The sequence below is a fragment of the Rhodococcus sp. P1Y genome (assembly GCF_003641205.1).
Taxonomy (GTDB): Bacteria; Actinomycetota; Actinomycetes; order Mycobacteriales; family Mycobacteriaceae; genus Rhodococcoides.
This window is the reverse complement of record NZ_CP032762.1, coordinates 4,776,148-4,789,805: the sequence shown is the minus strand read 5'-3', so window position 1 is coordinate 4,789,805 and position 13,658 is coordinate 4,776,148. Positions and strand designations below refer to the sequence as shown.

The 13,658-nt window shown below is 61.4% G+C and carries 18 protein-coding genes and 1 pseudogene; 13 read left to right on the top strand and 6 right to left on the bottom strand.

All coding sequences use genetic code 11. The features are described 5' to 3' along the window. Positions 1-577: 577 nt before the first annotated feature. The 5 genes from D8W71_RS22070 to D8W71_RS22050 all read right to left on the bottom strand — a co-directional run bounded on the left by D8W71_RS22070 (position 578) and on the right by D8W71_RS22050 (position 3,562). Positions 578-952: a DUF6188 family protein gene (locus D8W71_RS22070; protein WP_153275416.1), complete on the bottom strand. Its 375-nt coding sequence runs from the start codon at positions 950-952 to the stop codon at positions 578-580. Between the two features lie 2 nt (positions 953-954). Continuing rightward, positions 955-2,271 carry a hypothetical protein gene (locus tag D8W71_RS22065; protein ID WP_121116575.1) on the bottom strand — a complete coding sequence of 439 codons (1,317 nt, stop codon included), beginning with the start codon at positions 2,269-2,271 and terminating at the stop codon, positions 955-957. Positions 2,272-2,273: 2 nt separating this feature from the next. Further along, positions 2,274-2,492, bottom strand: a complete 219-nt coding sequence (locus D8W71_RS28435) for a WXG100 family type VII secretion target (protein ID WP_121116573.1) — start codon at positions 2,490-2,492, stop codon at positions 2,274-2,276. Positions 2,493-2,563: 71 nt separating this feature from the next. Then, entirely contained in the window at positions 2,564-2,875 is a 312-nt protein-coding gene (locus D8W71_RS22055) for a WXG100 family type VII secretion target (protein WP_121116571.1), read from the bottom strand. A 135-nt stretch (positions 2,876-3,010) separates the two neighbouring features. Continuing rightward, the gene (locus D8W71_RS22050; RefSeq protein ID WP_121116569.1) at positions 3,011-3,562 is read right to left on the bottom strand and encodes a helix-turn-helix transcriptional regulator; all 552 of its coding nucleotides are present in this window, start codon (positions 3,560-3,562) and stop codon (positions 3,011-3,013) included. A 220-nt stretch (positions 3,563-3,782) separates the two neighbouring features. Here D8W71_RS22050 and D8W71_RS22045 point away from each other — a divergent pair, with 220 nt between their 5' ends. From D8W71_RS22045 to D8W71_RS22030, 5 genes and pseudogenes are all read left to right on the top strand, one after another. Next, positions 3,783-4,622 carry an IS3 family transposase gene (locus D8W71_RS22045; RefSeq protein ID WP_161965489.1) on the top strand — a complete coding sequence of 280 codons (840 nt, stop codon included), beginning with the start codon at positions 3,783-3,785 and terminating at the stop codon, positions 4,620-4,622. Continuing rightward, positions 4,520-5,116, top strand: a pseudogene (locus tag D8W71_RS28430) (alpha/beta fold hydrolase); the annotation flags it as partial. The gene D8W71_RS22045 and the pseudogene D8W71_RS28430, both read left to right, overlap by 103 nt. Further along, on the top strand, positions 5,007-5,282 hold the full coding sequence (locus D8W71_RS28065; RefSeq protein WP_236077563.1) for an alpha/beta hydrolase: 276 nt from the start codon (positions 5,007-5,009) through the stop codon (positions 5,280-5,282). The pseudogene D8W71_RS28430 and the gene D8W71_RS28065, both read left to right, overlap by 110 nt. 264 nt (positions 5,283-5,546) lie before the next feature. Continuing rightward, positions 5,547-6,068, top strand: a complete 522-nt coding sequence (locus tag D8W71_RS22035) for a DUF3558 family protein (RefSeq protein ID WP_236077562.1) — start codon at positions 5,547-5,549, stop codon at positions 6,066-6,068. A gap of 9 nt (positions 6,069-6,077) precedes the next feature. After that, a complete protein-coding gene (locus D8W71_RS22030; protein WP_121116564.1) occupies positions 6,078-6,458 on the top strand; it encodes a hypothetical protein in 381 nt (126 codons plus the stop codon). Between the two features lie 270 nt (positions 6,459-6,728). Here D8W71_RS22030 and D8W71_RS22025 read toward each other — a convergent pair whose 3' ends face one another. After that, on the bottom strand, positions 6,729-7,016 hold the full coding sequence (locus D8W71_RS22025; RefSeq protein WP_121116562.1) for a hypothetical protein: 288 nt from the start codon (positions 7,014-7,016) through the stop codon (positions 6,729-6,731). Between the two features lie 68 nt (positions 7,017-7,084). Between D8W71_RS22025 and D8W71_RS22020 the strand changes: the two genes are divergently transcribed. The 8 genes from D8W71_RS22020 to D8W71_RS21985 all read left to right on the top strand — a co-directional run bounded on the left by D8W71_RS22020 (position 7,085) and on the right by D8W71_RS21985 (position 13,649). Beyond that, entirely contained in the window at positions 7,085-7,987 is a 903-nt protein-coding gene (locus D8W71_RS22020) for a LysR family transcriptional regulator (protein WP_121116560.1), read from the top strand. A 116-nt stretch (positions 7,988-8,103) separates the two neighbouring features. Further along, positions 8,104-9,213, top strand: a complete 1,110-nt coding sequence (locus tag D8W71_RS22015) for an isocitrate/isopropylmalate dehydrogenase family protein (protein ID WP_121116558.1) — start codon at positions 8,104-8,106, stop codon at positions 9,211-9,213. Between the two features lie 3 nt (positions 9,214-9,216). Continuing rightward, entirely contained in the window at positions 9,217-10,533 is a 1,317-nt protein-coding gene (locus D8W71_RS22010; RefSeq protein ID WP_121116556.1) for a CitMHS family transporter, read from the top strand. 82 nt (positions 10,534-10,615) lie between these two features. Further along, the gene (locus D8W71_RS22005) at positions 10,616-10,891 is read left to right on the top strand and encodes an SAV_915 family protein (RefSeq protein ID WP_236077561.1); all 276 of its coding nucleotides are present in this window, start codon (positions 10,616-10,618) and stop codon (positions 10,889-10,891) included. Then, positions 10,888-11,172, top strand: a complete 285-nt coding sequence (locus tag D8W71_RS22000; RefSeq protein WP_121116552.1) for a hypothetical protein — start codon at positions 10,888-10,890, stop codon at positions 11,170-11,172. The genes D8W71_RS22005 and D8W71_RS22000 overlap by 4 nt, the downstream gene beginning before the upstream one ends. A 3-nt stretch (positions 11,173-11,175) precedes the next feature. Continuing rightward, complete coding sequence (locus D8W71_RS21995) at positions 11,176-12,243, top strand: DUF1269 domain-containing protein (RefSeq protein WP_121116550.1); 1,068 nt, start codon at positions 11,176-11,178, stop codon at positions 12,241-12,243. Further along, positions 12,230-13,012 carry a hypothetical protein gene (locus D8W71_RS21990; RefSeq protein WP_236077560.1) on the top strand — a complete coding sequence of 261 codons (783 nt, stop codon included), beginning with the start codon at positions 12,230-12,232 and terminating at the stop codon, positions 13,010-13,012. The genes D8W71_RS21995 and D8W71_RS21990 overlap by 14 nt, the downstream gene beginning before the upstream one ends. Positions 13,013-13,130: 118 nt before the next feature. After that, complete coding sequence (locus tag D8W71_RS21985) at positions 13,131-13,649, top strand: DUF3558 family protein (protein WP_328588834.1); 519 nt, start codon at positions 13,131-13,133, stop codon at positions 13,647-13,649. Positions 13,650-13,658 lie beyond the last annotated feature (9 nt).

The following is a 13,658-nucleotide window of genomic DNA, read 5'->3' as shown; positions in this document are numbered from 1 at the left end:
GGAAGCTCCCATGTTCGCTCCATGTGACGCACCCATGTCGCGAAGTCGAGCCCCGGCTGATTCGCGCGAAGCGCGGTGGCGGCCCAATCGGATTCGAACGTTCCCCGTGGCGGGACGAAGACCCGTTCACCGGATGAGTAACTCTGGGGATCCATGCCCACCGGTGCTAACCGTTGTCGGCTGGCACCGTTCTGCAGCGAAGGAGCCACCGGACAACATCGCCCAACCAACTTCGTGAACTATGGCGCGAGACCGAGCGTGCTTATCGACGAGCTTCCAGATCGTGGGACGACGAGAGTGATGCCTGATGTGAAAACAAGTGCGATCGCGTCGTCCCCGTCCGAATTGATCGCACCCACCTCCATTCCAATGAGAGCTACGAGTCTGGATGTGTGCGCGGCGAGGCCAATCGGAGACGCAGTTAAGGTCGAGCTCTCACCGTCAGCGCTGCGGAATCCGAATGTTCCGGCGACAGATATCGAACTGTGGTCGGAAAAGTACAGGGTGAATCCGGAATCGAGGGCTTCGCGCACGACCGTGCTACCCACCGTCGGGCCAACCGCAACGGATACATTTTTCATTTCATCGCCCATGTCGACAGGTCACCTTCCGGGCCCGAGATGATGTGTCGACCGTCCGATCCGCTGAACTCCCACGCCTCGCCATCGCTATGTGGGGCCGATATCTTGGTGCCATCGACGAATATGACGGTGAGGTCACCGGAATCGTTGGTCTCCGCCGCTGCGCACGTTGTACCGATCAGTTGCAACAAGGCAGCGAGACCCTGCGCGATGTTTCCGAATCCGACGTTCAACGCACCAGTGGCCGAGTCTCGCGGTCCGTTGATCGAAAAGTCGCTGAGTGCGATGGTGTCCCCGCTTTCGAACTCGAGATAGAGGTCGAAGTCGACGAGCACTCTGGCTAGCCGTTGTCCATCCAGTCCAAGTTGCATCGCTACCATCCTGGCGGGGTCGGGTAGGAACCATCCTGGTTCCTCGGGATGTGGGTTTCCGGCGAGTTCCGCGGACCCGGCTTCCCGTTGATGTCGAGGTATTGGCCATGTTCGTCTGTAAACCGCACGTACCCGTTTGGATACCGTCCGTCGCCGTCCATGATACGAATCGAGTCGGCGCGGCGTTCAGCTGCGTTCGTTCCATTCTCGGCTGCGCCGGGCCGCTGCCACACGGTTCCCTTTCCATTGTCCGCGGTACGTGCGACCCAATCATCCTTGGCGCCGGGCGGACGCCCTCCAGCTGAAGGCGATGTAGTCGCTTTCTGTGGTTGGGCTGCGTTGTCTGCCTGGTGCTGGGTCTTCTGCCGCAGCGCCTGCGATTCCTTCGAGATCCGGGCTGGGCGCTCTGCAACTCGTTCGCGGGCCAGGAATCGTGGGACCTTGGAGTGCAGAGCAGTCAGTACCGGTCGAATGAGCCGGCCTGCAGCCGCAATCGCTCGGGATACGTTTGCACTTCCCGCGATAGCTGAGGCCCCAAAGCTTACGAATGCGGCCAGCACGGTGACCGCCACCGTGATGCCCAGCTCGATTGCCAGGCTGTCAAGTATCGGAACTATCTGGTAGCGGGTCTCCTCAATTGCATCGCGGTGTTCCCGACACGACTGCGCCAATCCTCGGGATGCATCGCCGAGGTCAGCGAGCAGCGAAAGAAGCGTCTCGCAGTCTGCAATCGCGAATTCGACTTCCGGGGAGCGGACCTGATCGAGATCCTCGATGAAATGAGAGACGACGTTAGCTGCGTCGTCGACGATGTATTGCGCGACCTCGTCCCATAGTCTCGCTGCGGCTGCGAGTTTGTCGACGTCACCGTTCGGACAGGGCATGCCTATCTCATCGATCAACTCTTGAGAAGCCTGCAGCCCCGAGTTACCTTGACCGACTGCGGAGGCCGGATTGGTCGGACTGATCGGACTCGCCGATTCGGGGTCCGGTGGAAGCGCAAGCGATGAGTTGTCACCTAAAGTTGCTCCGTGCTCGGCAAGTGCATGATTTCGTCCGGCCTGCACGAACAGCCGTGCATGGTTGTCGAAGGCCAGGATCAAATCGTTTGCCGCAGTAAGCACATCGCGGACCTGCGCGTCGTAGTCCGTCCCCCACATCGAGCCCGCGTCGTCACTGCCGCCCATTGAAACGCAACCTGCAAGTGACGATGTGACCTTCTGGTACCCCGTCGAAAGCCTCTGTGCTGCTGCCGAACATCCGGTCGCGGCGAAATAGAAGTGCTCGGAGTCGACCTTGAGCACCGTGACCGGAGCCAACGCTACGCCCTGAACATTCGCAGATTCGCGGCGACGGCTGATTGATAGCTATCGCGAGCTGTCCGGGCAACTCTTCGCATTGAATCGACGCCCTCGCGCATCTGGTGCGCACCGGCGGCCCATTCGGTATGGGCGGTACGGTGCGCTTCCGCCGCGTCACCCGTCCAGCTATCGCGTAAGGAAGCGACTCGGTGATCAAGTGCGCCGAGCTTGTCCTCCAGGTACTCGACTTATGCGCCCAGCCTCACCACAGTCGCATCGAGCTCTTCGAGATCGACAATAAATCTAGCCATCAAAGAAGTCCATTCAAAACCGACGTGTGCTCGGCGTTGTTCAATTCGGCTCGTTGATAATTCTCAGTGGTCGCACCCAACAACTCCGACATGCCGGCGAGGGCGTCGAGAATCTCACAGGCACCTACCTGGACATCCGACCAGCCGGCCTCGTATGCATCTGCGGCCCGTCCGTTCCACGTCTCTAGCAGCTGATTGACGTCGTGAGCGACGGAGTCGAGTCCAGACATCAGTTCGCTCGAGACCTCGCGAACGAATCGACCGGCCTCGAGAACGTGGTCGGGTACGACCATGACAACAGATTCCCCCACTATGCCTCCCCAGACATCCCTCGGCAGATCGTAGCCGAGATTGCCACCGGTCGCACGTCATGCTCGACGCAATTGGCGGGGTCGCTGAACAACCGTTTCGGCGTGTGAGGGGTGTGTTAATCGGGACTCTAGTTGCTACCGCTCAGGCACGTCTCGCAACGCTTGACCGAGGCCCGCGCGAGACTTCACACCCAATTTGGGGAATATCCGATACAAATGAGCCCCCACTGTCCGAGGTGACAGGAAGAGCTCGGTTGCAATCTCCTTGTTGGACAGGCCCGCAGCGGCGAGTTCGGCAATCTTGTGTTCTTGAGTAGTGAGGGCATCCGACCGTTGCAGTCCTCCACCGGCAGCACGCAACTCTGTCCTCGCGCGGCTGGCCCACGGCAGTGCGCCGAGGTGCTCGAACCCTTCGGCTGCGAGGGTCAGCATCTCCCGAGCCTCCGCGGTGTGCCGTCGACGCCGCAACCACATGCCGTACGACAGTCGAATCTTGCTGCGGTCGAACGGGAACTCGGCCAAACCTGGACTATCCATGGCCTCGACGTACAACACGCTTGCCTCGGAGTCGGGGGCTGTCATCGCATCGACAGCGGTCACCACCGCCTTGAGCCGAGGAGAAATGTCACGGAGCCTCAACCGCTCGGCCTCGACGATGTGGGCCCGTACCGAATCATGTTGATGCACATGCGCAGCGGCTATGCCTCAGTCCAACAGAACATCGATCGCCGCATGCGATACGGCCGGAACTCGCCGGCTGGCGTGATGCGGAGAGCTGCAGCGTAGGCCTCACGTAGTCGCCGTCAGCGAGGGCAACGAGAACGCTCGCACGATGTACGAAGCCGAGCAACAAGCCCAGTCGTCGCGGCCCTGCCCATGCGCCGACCTCGGCCGCACACGCCCGAGCATGGACGACATCCCCGGCACACGCCGCGCGGAGGCCGTCATACGCGATGAACTGGTAGCGGAGCAGCTCGTTCTGGTGGGTGGTCGCCAACTCCACCCCAATCTGTACCGAATTCTGCGCTGCGGACCAGTCCCCGGTTCCGATCTAAGCGTCTACGGAGCACGCCGAATCACCGCCGAACTCCATGACCGGGGCGAGGTCATCACCGAGAAAACCGTCGCGAAGATCATGCGCTCCCTCGGCATCGTCGGGATCAGCCCCCGCACGTTCAAGATCCGCACCACCGTGGTCGACTCGTTCCCCGACGACCTGGTCCAGCGCCGGTTCGATCAAGGGCACGTCGATGCGGTGTGGACCTCGGACATCACGTACCTGACCTGCGGAGAGGGCTATATGTACCTGTGCGCCATCAAGGACGAACACTCGAAAAAGGCCCTTGGGTGGGCCATCGCCGATCACATGCGCACCGAGCTCGTCCTGGAAGCTCTGGACATGGGAGTTGCCGGCCGTGGCGGCGACGTCGCGGGCACAATCATGCACTCGGACAGGGGAAGCCAGTACACCGCTGAGATCATAAAGGAAGCGTGCGAACGGTACGGGTTGCGGCGCTCGATGGGTGAGACCGGCATCTGCTGGGACAACGCCGGAGCGGAGAGTTTGTGGTCGACATTCAAGCACGAGTACTACTACCGCCACACGTTCGCGTACAGGACCGAATTGGTTGCTGCAGTTGACAACTGGATGAACTTTTACAACACTCGACGACGGCACTCCACAACCGGAATGCTCAGCCCCCACAGTTACGAACAGTCACTGAACGCGCCCATTATGGCCGCGTAACCACTGTCCACTTTTCGGGGGGAACCTCAAACGTCGGCATTGCCCAGATCGTCGACCACTACGCGGACCTCATCACCGCAGTCGATGGGGAGAAGCCGGTAGTCGTCGATCACTCGTTCGGCGGATTGATTGCGCAGGAGCTCTTGGCGACCGGTCACGCTGCCGCGGCAGTTGCGATCGACCCCGCACCGATCAAGGGCGTGAAGGCGCTGCCGTTCTCGCAGTTGCGATCGGGCTTCCCAGTCCTCGGTAATCCGGCCAACCGGCACCGCACTGTGTCGTTGACCGCCACGCAATTCAAGTACTCGTTCGGCAACACCCTGATAGAGGAGGAGTCGAACGCTCTGCACGACCGCTGGACCATCCCAGGACCGGGACTACTTCTTGTTCGAAGACGCCGCAGCCAACTTCTCGAAACACTCGCCCGCGAAGGTCGACACCCACCTCGCCGACCGTGGACCGCTGCTCCTGACCTCGGGCACCGAAGATCACACGGTTCCGCTGAAGGTCACCAAGGAGGTATTCGGGTTGTACGCGAAGGGGGAGTCGGACACCGAGTTCCACGAGTTCGAGGGGCGTGGGCACTCACTGACAATCGACAGCGGGTCGCATGACGTCGCCGAGGCGGTGCTGGCGTGGTTGGACCGAAAGGGGTTCTGAGGGAGGGCGAACGCATGACGGGCTGTGGGTGGCGGCAACTAACTGGCTCTCTCGGATGTCAGGTAAGTGGCGCGGCGTTCGCGTCAGTCGTCGGGTTAGACCAACATCGACGCGAGGATCGATCTCGCCAAACGATCGGAAGCCGTCCGACCGTTCTGCCGACCGTGGACGGATGCCCTCCTGATTCGCGACCGCGCGGCGAACTGGAACCGTTTCGATGATCGGTGCGTCTAACCTGTTGAACGACGTGATCAAGGGGGATGGGTGCGTAGACAGGTGGCGACGCTGGCTGCGATCTCTGCGCTGCTGGCAGGATGCGGTGGGGGTGTCGACGGGAGTCCCGTCGCAGCTGAGCGTTGGGATCCGTGCAGCATTACGCCGGAGGCACTCGAGGCGACAGGTTTGGATCCGGCGTACCGAGACGAAGGGTGGGAAAGGGGCATCGAGGTCCCAGATTGGGGTAGCTGTGTGTTTCACGCGCCTGGGGGCGTGTACTCGCCGTACGGATTGAGCGTGCTGTCGTCAACCGACCATACGATTGCCGAAGCTCGTGCTAAACCGGGAAACATGGAGGGGCGTGACCTACAAATAGGTGGACGCGACGCCTACATGTTCAAGACAGAGTTCGATCCTGCGATAAGGGATTGTCAGATCGCACTCGAGGTGCCGGGCGGTGTCGTGGTGTTCAATGCCCTCTACAACGAGGACGACGGGGTAGACGCCTGCGAAGTGGTCCTGAACCATGTCAATGATTTGGAGTCCGCGGTTCCTGCCGCATCCAACTAAGGGGTTTCGATGGGCGGTCCGGGCGAACCGGCAACGTATTGGCAGGCACTCGCAAATGCCGCCGATCAAGGTCAGCTGTACCTCAACGCAGAAGCCGCTGAACGCTGCTTTTCAGCTTGTGACTCATACGTTCAGAAGCTCAGAAAGCACCAGGAGAAAGCCCGAATCCTCGCGAATATTAGCGGCTGGGGCGACTTCGACATGGGACTCCAGCTACGTCAGATCTTCGCCGAGAAGGCTGTAGGCGGAGAGAACAACATGGTCGACGTACTCCAGAGCCACATCGATGTCGTCGAGGAGATGAAAGTGGTCTTCAGCAAGTTCTTCACGTCGACCAATGCAGTCGATGTAGCGAACGCCGGGGGCATACAAGCTGAAGGGCCGCGGTAGAGGTTGGAGCCGGGTGCGTCCGTTGCGAGCACTGTTCCGCGTCGCAATTATCCGAGAACTGCTCCAGCGCAACAAGTTCCGTGACCTGATTCCTTCGCGGATGCCGAGATGCGGTTTCACCTCCTGAACTCCACCGACGGTGAACTCGAGCCACTGATGCTGCGTCGTGCCTCGGCTGGTCCTCTCGATTGTCGCGCAAAATCCGTTCGTCGCATGTGCACGTTTTTAACTGCATACCCTGCTATGTATTTCCGTTCACAGAGGCCACGATCAGGATCGGTCAAGGTAGAGCTCGGCAATTTCGGTTGCCACTGCCGCCGCGGCGTCCGTCAGAGCCTTGTCGGAATCATCAGCGTCAGCGAGTGCGTCCGCGAGCGCAGCGCCTCGGAGGTCACGCGACCGCAGAAGTTCCCATGCTCGCTCCATGAGACGCACCGATGTCGCGAAGTCCAGACCTTGCTGATTCGAGCGAAGCGCAGTCGCGGCCCAATCGGCATCGAACGTCCCGCGAGGCGGGCCGAATACTCGTTCGCCGGATGAGTAACTCTGAGGTTCCATGCCCACCGATGCTATCCGCTGCCGGAGTCCGACTGCGCCTGATAACGGCTGCGTGATTGGCTGAGCACATGGACGTGGAGCTTTCCCTGCTCAGACTGTTGGTCGAGATCGACCGTTCCGGCTCGATGACCGCGGCGGCCGAAACCCTGATGTACACCCCGTCTGCAGTGTCGCAGCAGATCAAACGTCTCGAAAGTATCGTCGGCACACGCGTCGTCGAACGGCACGCGCGCGGCGTTCACCTCACGGACGCAGGCCGGCTCGTCGCCGCCAAGGCGGTCGCTATCGAGACCCACTTGTCGGCGCTGGCCGTCGAGCTCTCCGATCTTCGCAACGCTCGCGCGGGCCGTGTCGACCTGGGAGTGTTTCCGTCGTTCGCTGCCTCGCTTCTGCCGGACGTCATCAGCAATTTCCGTGCGGCGCATCCTGGAATCGAACTGGGGATCATGTCGTCGAGGCTGCGCGACCTTCAGCAGATGCTGCAGGCGCGAACCGTCGACGTGGCACTTGCGTGGGACTACGCCCAATTGCCGATGACGGCACCTGGCGTCGACAGCGAGGTCATCGCCGTCGACCAGACCGTGTTGCTGGTGCCCAGCGGATGGAAACATCGGGGGAGGGTGACGCTGTCCTCGCTGGCATCCGAGCAATGGATCGTCCGGACCGGCGGGCATGCGATCACCACAGTCTTTCGACGTACGTGCCGCGATGCGGGTTTCGATCCAGACGTGTTCATCGAATCCAACGACTACATGGAATCCCAGGCGATGGTGGCTGCCGGCCTCGGGCTCGCTGTCGCACCGAAGCTGACGACGCGCTATCTACGCGACGGGGTGACCGCCATGGACCTGGCCGAACTGCCCGAGCGGCGAATACTGTTGTGTCGGTTGGAGGGAAGCGCACATACTCCGGCCGGCCAGGCGCTTCGAGCGATCCTGATCGACGTTACCTCAGGTGTGAATTCTCCTTAAGTTAGGTGTGAGTAACTCTCTCTGGTCTTCATGCTCGATGAGCGGCACTGTGTATGGCAGCGGTCACACCGGTGGCCGAGTCCGCAACGAAGCGGACGTGAACAGCTGGAGACACCTTGACCCACGAATCGCCGACAACGCCGCGCAGCAACGTGCTCGAACTGGTCGTGCTCGACGGCGACGGAATCGGCCCCGAGATCGCTGACGCCACAACCCGGGTTGTCGACGCCGTACTCGCCCCCATCGGGATCACGCCGCACTTCCGACGTGAGCTCATCGGGTTCGACGCCCTCCGCGCGTCCGGAACGACGATGCCGCCCGAGGTCGTGGACATATCCCGCGCCGCCGACGGTGTCATCCTCGGCCCGGTCTCGCACCTCGACTATCCGCCCAGCGCGGAAGGAGGCGTCAACCCATCGGGGATCCTGCGGCGCCGGCTGGACCTGTACGCAAACATTCGGCCTGCACGCACGGTCGATGCACTGCCGAATCCGCTGAACCGCTCGTTCGACCTCGTGATCGTGCGCGAGAACACCGAAGGCTTTTACGCCGACCGAACCATGTTCGCGGGCGGTGGAGAATTCATGCCCACCGAAGACCTCGCGCTCGCGATCCGCAAGGTCACCAGGGCCGGCTCGGAGCGAATCGTCCGTCGTGCATTCGAACTCGCCCGCACGCGCCGATCCAAGGTCACCGTCGTACACAAGGCAAATGTGCTCAGGCTCAGCGACGGTCTCTTCCTCGAAGCCGCGCGGCATGTCCGCGCAGACTTCCCCGACGTCACGTACGAGGAACTTCTGGTCGACGCCGTCGCCGCACTGCTGATCAGGAGCCCGGAACATTTCGACGTCATCGCCACCACGAACATGTTCGGGGACATACTCTCCGACGAGGCTACCGAGCTTTCGGGCAGTCTCGGCCTCGCCGCATCCCTGAACGTGGGCAAGGGCCACGCCGTCGCACAGGCACAACACGGCTCGGCACCGTCCATCGCAGGCCGCGGTGTAGCCAACCCCGCCTCCCTGATCGGTTCGGCTGCAATGCTGCTGACGTGGATCGGCGACCAACGAGATGACGCCAGGCTGACGGATGCAGGTGTGCGGATTCATCGTGCGATCGATCTCGCTGTCGCATCACCGGACACTCGGACCAAGGATCTTCGCGGAACAGCAGACACCGAAGGCTTCACCACGGCAGTCATCGGCCACCTCGCCGCGGAGCGCTGAGACATGCTGGCAATACTCGGCTTTGCCTCGCTGGCGTCGTTCATGCTCGTCGTCATCAAGAAGTGGGCGACGGCTCTCGTCGCGGTCGTTTTCATTCCCATCATCGTTCTGTTGATCAGTGGTCGGGGCGCCGATCTACCGGAGATGGTCGCGGTAGGGATCGAAACCGTCGCCCCCACAGCAATTCTTCTGCTGTTCGCCGTTCTCTACTTCGGCGTCATGATGGACGCTCGCCTTTTCGACCCGGTCTCACGTGCCATCATCCGCTTGTCCGGCGGTGACCCTGTCAAGATCTGCGTCGGCACCGCTGTACTCGCGCTGTTGGTCGCGTTGGACGGTGACGGCACCACCTCGTACATGATCATCTGCTCGGCGTTCCTGCCCATCTATCGGCAGTTGGAAATCAATCCTCTTGTCATCGCGACGATTTCGACGATGGCATTGGGTACCATCTCCGGAACGACGCCGTGGGGAGGGGCTGCGACTCGAGCCATCAGCGTGCTGGGTATCGACGCAACCGACTACTTCGTCCACATGCTTCCGGCGATGCTGATGATGTCCGCATCGATCATCGGGCTCGCGTATCTGCTGGGACGCAACGCACGCAAGAACATCACAGCCGAACGAATCGCTGAAGTCAGAGCTGACATCGGCTCCGGTGGTCACCAGCGGTCCGAGGACGGAACCGTGATGACCAAGGCAACGTGGCGAACATGGGCCAACGCGGCCTGCACCGTCACCTTGTTGGTGTTGCTCGTTCTCGGTGTCGCCGACCTGCTGGTGCTGTTCATGCTGGGCTTCATCATCGTTCTGGTGCTCAATCACCCGCGCCCTTCCGATCAAGGGGAGGTCATTCGCGCACACGCGGCCAACGCAGTCCCCGTCGTCATCCTCGTGCTCGGTGCCGGTGTGTTCACCGGGATTCTCACCGAGACCGGTATGACAACGGCCATGGCGAACGCTCTGATCTCGCTCATACCGGACGGCGCCGAAGGCCTTCTGCCCGCGGCAGCAGCGGTGATCGGTATTCCGTTGAGTTTCTTCATGGCCAACGACGCGTACTTCTTCGGAATCGTCCCGGTGCTGGCGGAATCGGCGGCGCAACATTCGATTCCGCCGGAGGAGATGGCCCGCGCAGCTGTCATCGGGCAGATGGCTCATTCGATCGGACCGGCGTCGGCACCGCTGTGGGTCCTGCTCGGCCTCGTCAGATCCTCACTCGGCGACTTTCAGCGCTTCGCATTCCTGTGGGTTCTGACCGCATCGCTGCTCTACGTAGTCTTCGCCGTCCTCACCGGCGCCATCTCGCTGAGTTTCTGACACAAGGCGGAACCGATTTCCACTTCCCCGCGTCTGAATCTGTAGGACCGGCTTCCACGCCGGAGCAGGGGAGGACAAACGCGTGAAGATTCCATCAGATTTTCCACCGGTGCTGTATGTGCCGTGTCATCAACACGTTTCGGATCCATCGGACGCTCGTGTGTTGCTCAACAACACACGCGACGGCAGATCCTCGCTGTTGGTCTACTCGGCCCTGGACCGCCTGCACACGTGCATGGGCAGGGACCAGCCGTGGATCGTAATTCCCACCAGCTACCTGTCGTCGCTGAGGGATGTGGCGCCCTTCGACCTGGTGTTGCTCGACGTCGTAGTGCCCGAGGAGGCACGCGCATCATGAGCATCGTCGTGGATTACGAAGAAGTACACGTGCAGGCCGGCTATGTGAACGACGCCGCGATTCGGGTCGACGCGATTGCGCCGTCGATACCCACCGCCGTCGACGGAGGAATCGGGACTGCCGCGATACTCGGCATCTTGGCGAATTTCGTGACCTCTGCGGGTGAGCTGGTGGTCGGCCTTGCAGGGATGAGCGGCGTTCTGAACGAATGTGCCACCCGATACGCCGAGCAAGACATCGTCGCAGCCGACGAAATCAACGTCGCGGCGTGGGCGGAGTAGGTCATGAGCATCGATACTCACATAGACGGTGACCCCGAATCTGTCCGCCAGGTCGCTCGTTTCCTACGAGACCGGCTCGCTCCGGCCGTGGATGAATCCGCAGACACGGTGTTCGCGGCCCGGAACAGAATCGACGGAGCGTGGGACGGGCCCGCCTCCGACGTGGCGATACCGAAGATGACCCTAGGTGCCGAGAGCGCCCTGAAGGTGTCTTCGGCGGCTCGAGATCACGCTGGGAAGGTCGACGATTTCGCCACCGGACTGCAGAAAGCATCGGACATGATGGCCGGTGCGCGACGCGACGCCGCCGGGGCAGGGCTGACCGTGGTCGGCGACGTCATCGAGGGAACATCGTCGGGAAACTTGGCTGCCGCCTACGGGCATGCGTTCGACGCCACCGATGCGGCGCGAACCGTCGAACGTGAGGCGGCCCAGGCTCTGATCGGAGTCTGGACCAACCCACTAGTCGATTGGCTCTTTCTCGCAACCGAATTGGTAGATGCTGCAGCCCTGTCGGTCGTCGATATCCAGGCGTGGGCGCTGAACGACAAGTCGGCGTGGCTGGTATCGGAATCGAATAGGTACATCGACCTCGCCCGGAACGCCCCTGAGGGGACGCCCGCCTCGGTGGTCTATCGCGATTGGGATTACGCGAGCACCACCGCCGCCAGAGCGGTAGATGTCGCCGAGACTGCAGAGGACCTTGCGAAGAAGGCGGAACGCATTTCGCTCCGTGCAGGTGGAGGGCTGGCTGCCGCTGGTGTTTTGTGGGACATCTACAGCGGGAAGCCTGCAGGTCAGGCCATCGTGTCCGGCGGGGCGAGCTTCGCTACATCGGTCGCAGCCGGAGCGGCTATCGGAAGCTTCTTCCCTGCACCGGTTCTCGGTACGGTCGTCGGTGCGGGAGCAGGAGCCATCGTCGGAATATTCACGTCCGGTGCAGTCGACACGCTGTACGAAGACGGGATCGGCAGTGCCGGCGATGCCGTCGTCGACGGTTGGGACGCGGTGTACGACGCCGGGGCGTCCATCGGCGATCTTGCGACGGGAGCGTGGGATGTCCTCTTCTGATTCCACAGTTCAACCCTTCGTCATGCAACCGAAGCCACGAATCAGATTGGTCCTGGGGAGCGTCCTGGGGCTTCTTATTGCTGCGGGCCTTGTCTACGGCTCAGTTCCGCATCTCTCCGAGAGCACCTGGGAGGCAGGCGGACTGGGTTTGTCGATGGCACTCTGCATCGTCACGTTTACCACGTATGCGTGGTTCAATCAGAACTCGTCGAAAATCGGTTCGGCAGTGCTGTCCAGAGTCCGTGGATCCACCATCCGGTACGAGCGGTGGGGACTGCTTTTGCGAAGCGTTGTCATTGCGTCGGTCGCGTTGATGTGCTGGTTCACGCTGTGGTTTCTCGTTCCACTGTGGTTGACCTTCTACGTATCGCTGGCGTTGCGTTCGGTGCGGAACGGCTGGGTCCAATTGGATGCCGACGGAGTGCGTCATCGCGGCTGGTCGTTCGACATGAGGGCACCGTGGGACTTCATCCAAACCGTGCAGATCGAAGATCGCACGGCTCGGACCCGGCACGGATTATGGACGGTCACGTACCAGTGCGTGGTGTTGAAGCCGGAGATCGTCTTTCTGGCGCCCGGACACAACACAGCGCGCTTGTGGCGAATCGAGAAGATGCCGCTCCTCACGATCGACCTCGACTGCCGACGCTTCGACGTCCACCCCGTGGTCTTGAAAAAGTGGATCGAGTTCTACCTGGAAAACCCGAAGATGCGGTTCGAACTCGGAACAGACGCTGCCGCGGAGCGGTTGGCTGCCATCACCTTGTGAGCTGCCTTGCCTGCTCAGAGCTGTCTGCACAACGTCATGTTCGCGCTGACGCCCGATTGGAACCGATTCGGCAATCGGTGCGTCTAACCTGTTGACCGACGTTATAGAGGGGGATCGTGTGCGGAAACGGGTGGCGACGCTGGCAGCTGTTGCAGCCGTGCTCGCAGGATGTGGCAGCGGTGTGGAGGGGAGTCCCATCGCTGCTGAGCATTGGGATCCGTGCAGCATTACCCCTGAGGCCATCGGGGCGACAGGGCTGGACCCGGCGTATAGGGATGAAGGGTGGGGGCGGGGAGTCGACGTCCCAGATTGGGCTAGATGTGAGTACATGCCGCCAGGGGGCAAGGCGGCGTACGCACTGAGCGTGAAGTCGTCTGTCGAACATACGATTGCCGAGGCTCGTACGAAGCCGGTCAATCGCGACGGTCATGATTTCGTAGTCGGTGGGCGTGATGCCTACATGTATAAGACCGAGTTTGGCGCTGCGATCAGGGACTGCAACATCGCACTCGACGTGCCGCAAGGAATTGTCGTGTTCACAGTTCTCTACCAAGAAGAAGACGGCGTCGACGCCTGTGGATTGGCTCTGAAACATGTGAACGATTTGGAGGGCGCAGTTCCACCTGCGCCCAAGTAGGGGGACTCG

Bases quoted from the DNA above. Each gene is read 5' to 3' on its own strand.
- D8W71_RS22010 (WP_121116556.1), top strand. From the start codon at position 9,217: ATGCTGGCAATACTCGGCTTTGCCTCGCTGGCGTCGTTCATGCTCGTC.
- D8W71_RS22070 (WP_153275416.1), bottom strand. From the start codon at position 952: ATGCAACTTGGACTGGATGGACAACGGCTAGCCAGAGTGCTCGTCGAC.
- D8W71_RS22045 (WP_161965489.1), top strand. From the start codon at position 3,783: ATGGACGACATCCCCGGCACACGCCGCGCGGAGGCCGTCATACGCGAT.
- D8W71_RS22000 (WP_121116552.1), top strand. From the start codon at position 10,888: ATGAGCATCGTCGTGGATTACGAAGAAGTACACGTGCAGGCCGGCTAT.
- D8W71_RS21990 (WP_236077560.1), top strand. From the start codon at position 12,230: ATGTCCTCTTCTGATTCCACAGTTCAACCCTTCGTCATGCAACCGAAG.
- D8W71_RS22025 (WP_121116562.1), bottom strand. From the start codon at position 7,016: ATGGAACCTCAGAGTTACTCATCCGGCGAACGAGTATTCGGCCCGCCT.
- D8W71_RS21995 (WP_121116550.1), top strand. From the start codon at position 11,176: ATGAGCATCGATACTCACATAGACGGTGACCCCGAATCTGTCCGCCAG.
- D8W71_RS22030 (WP_121116564.1), top strand. From the start codon at position 6,078: ATGGGCGGTCCGGGCGAACCGGCAACGTATTGGCAGGCACTCGCAAAT.
- D8W71_RS22020 (WP_121116560.1), top strand. From the start codon at position 7,085: ATGGACGTGGAGCTTTCCCTGCTCAGACTGTTGGTCGAGATCGACCGT.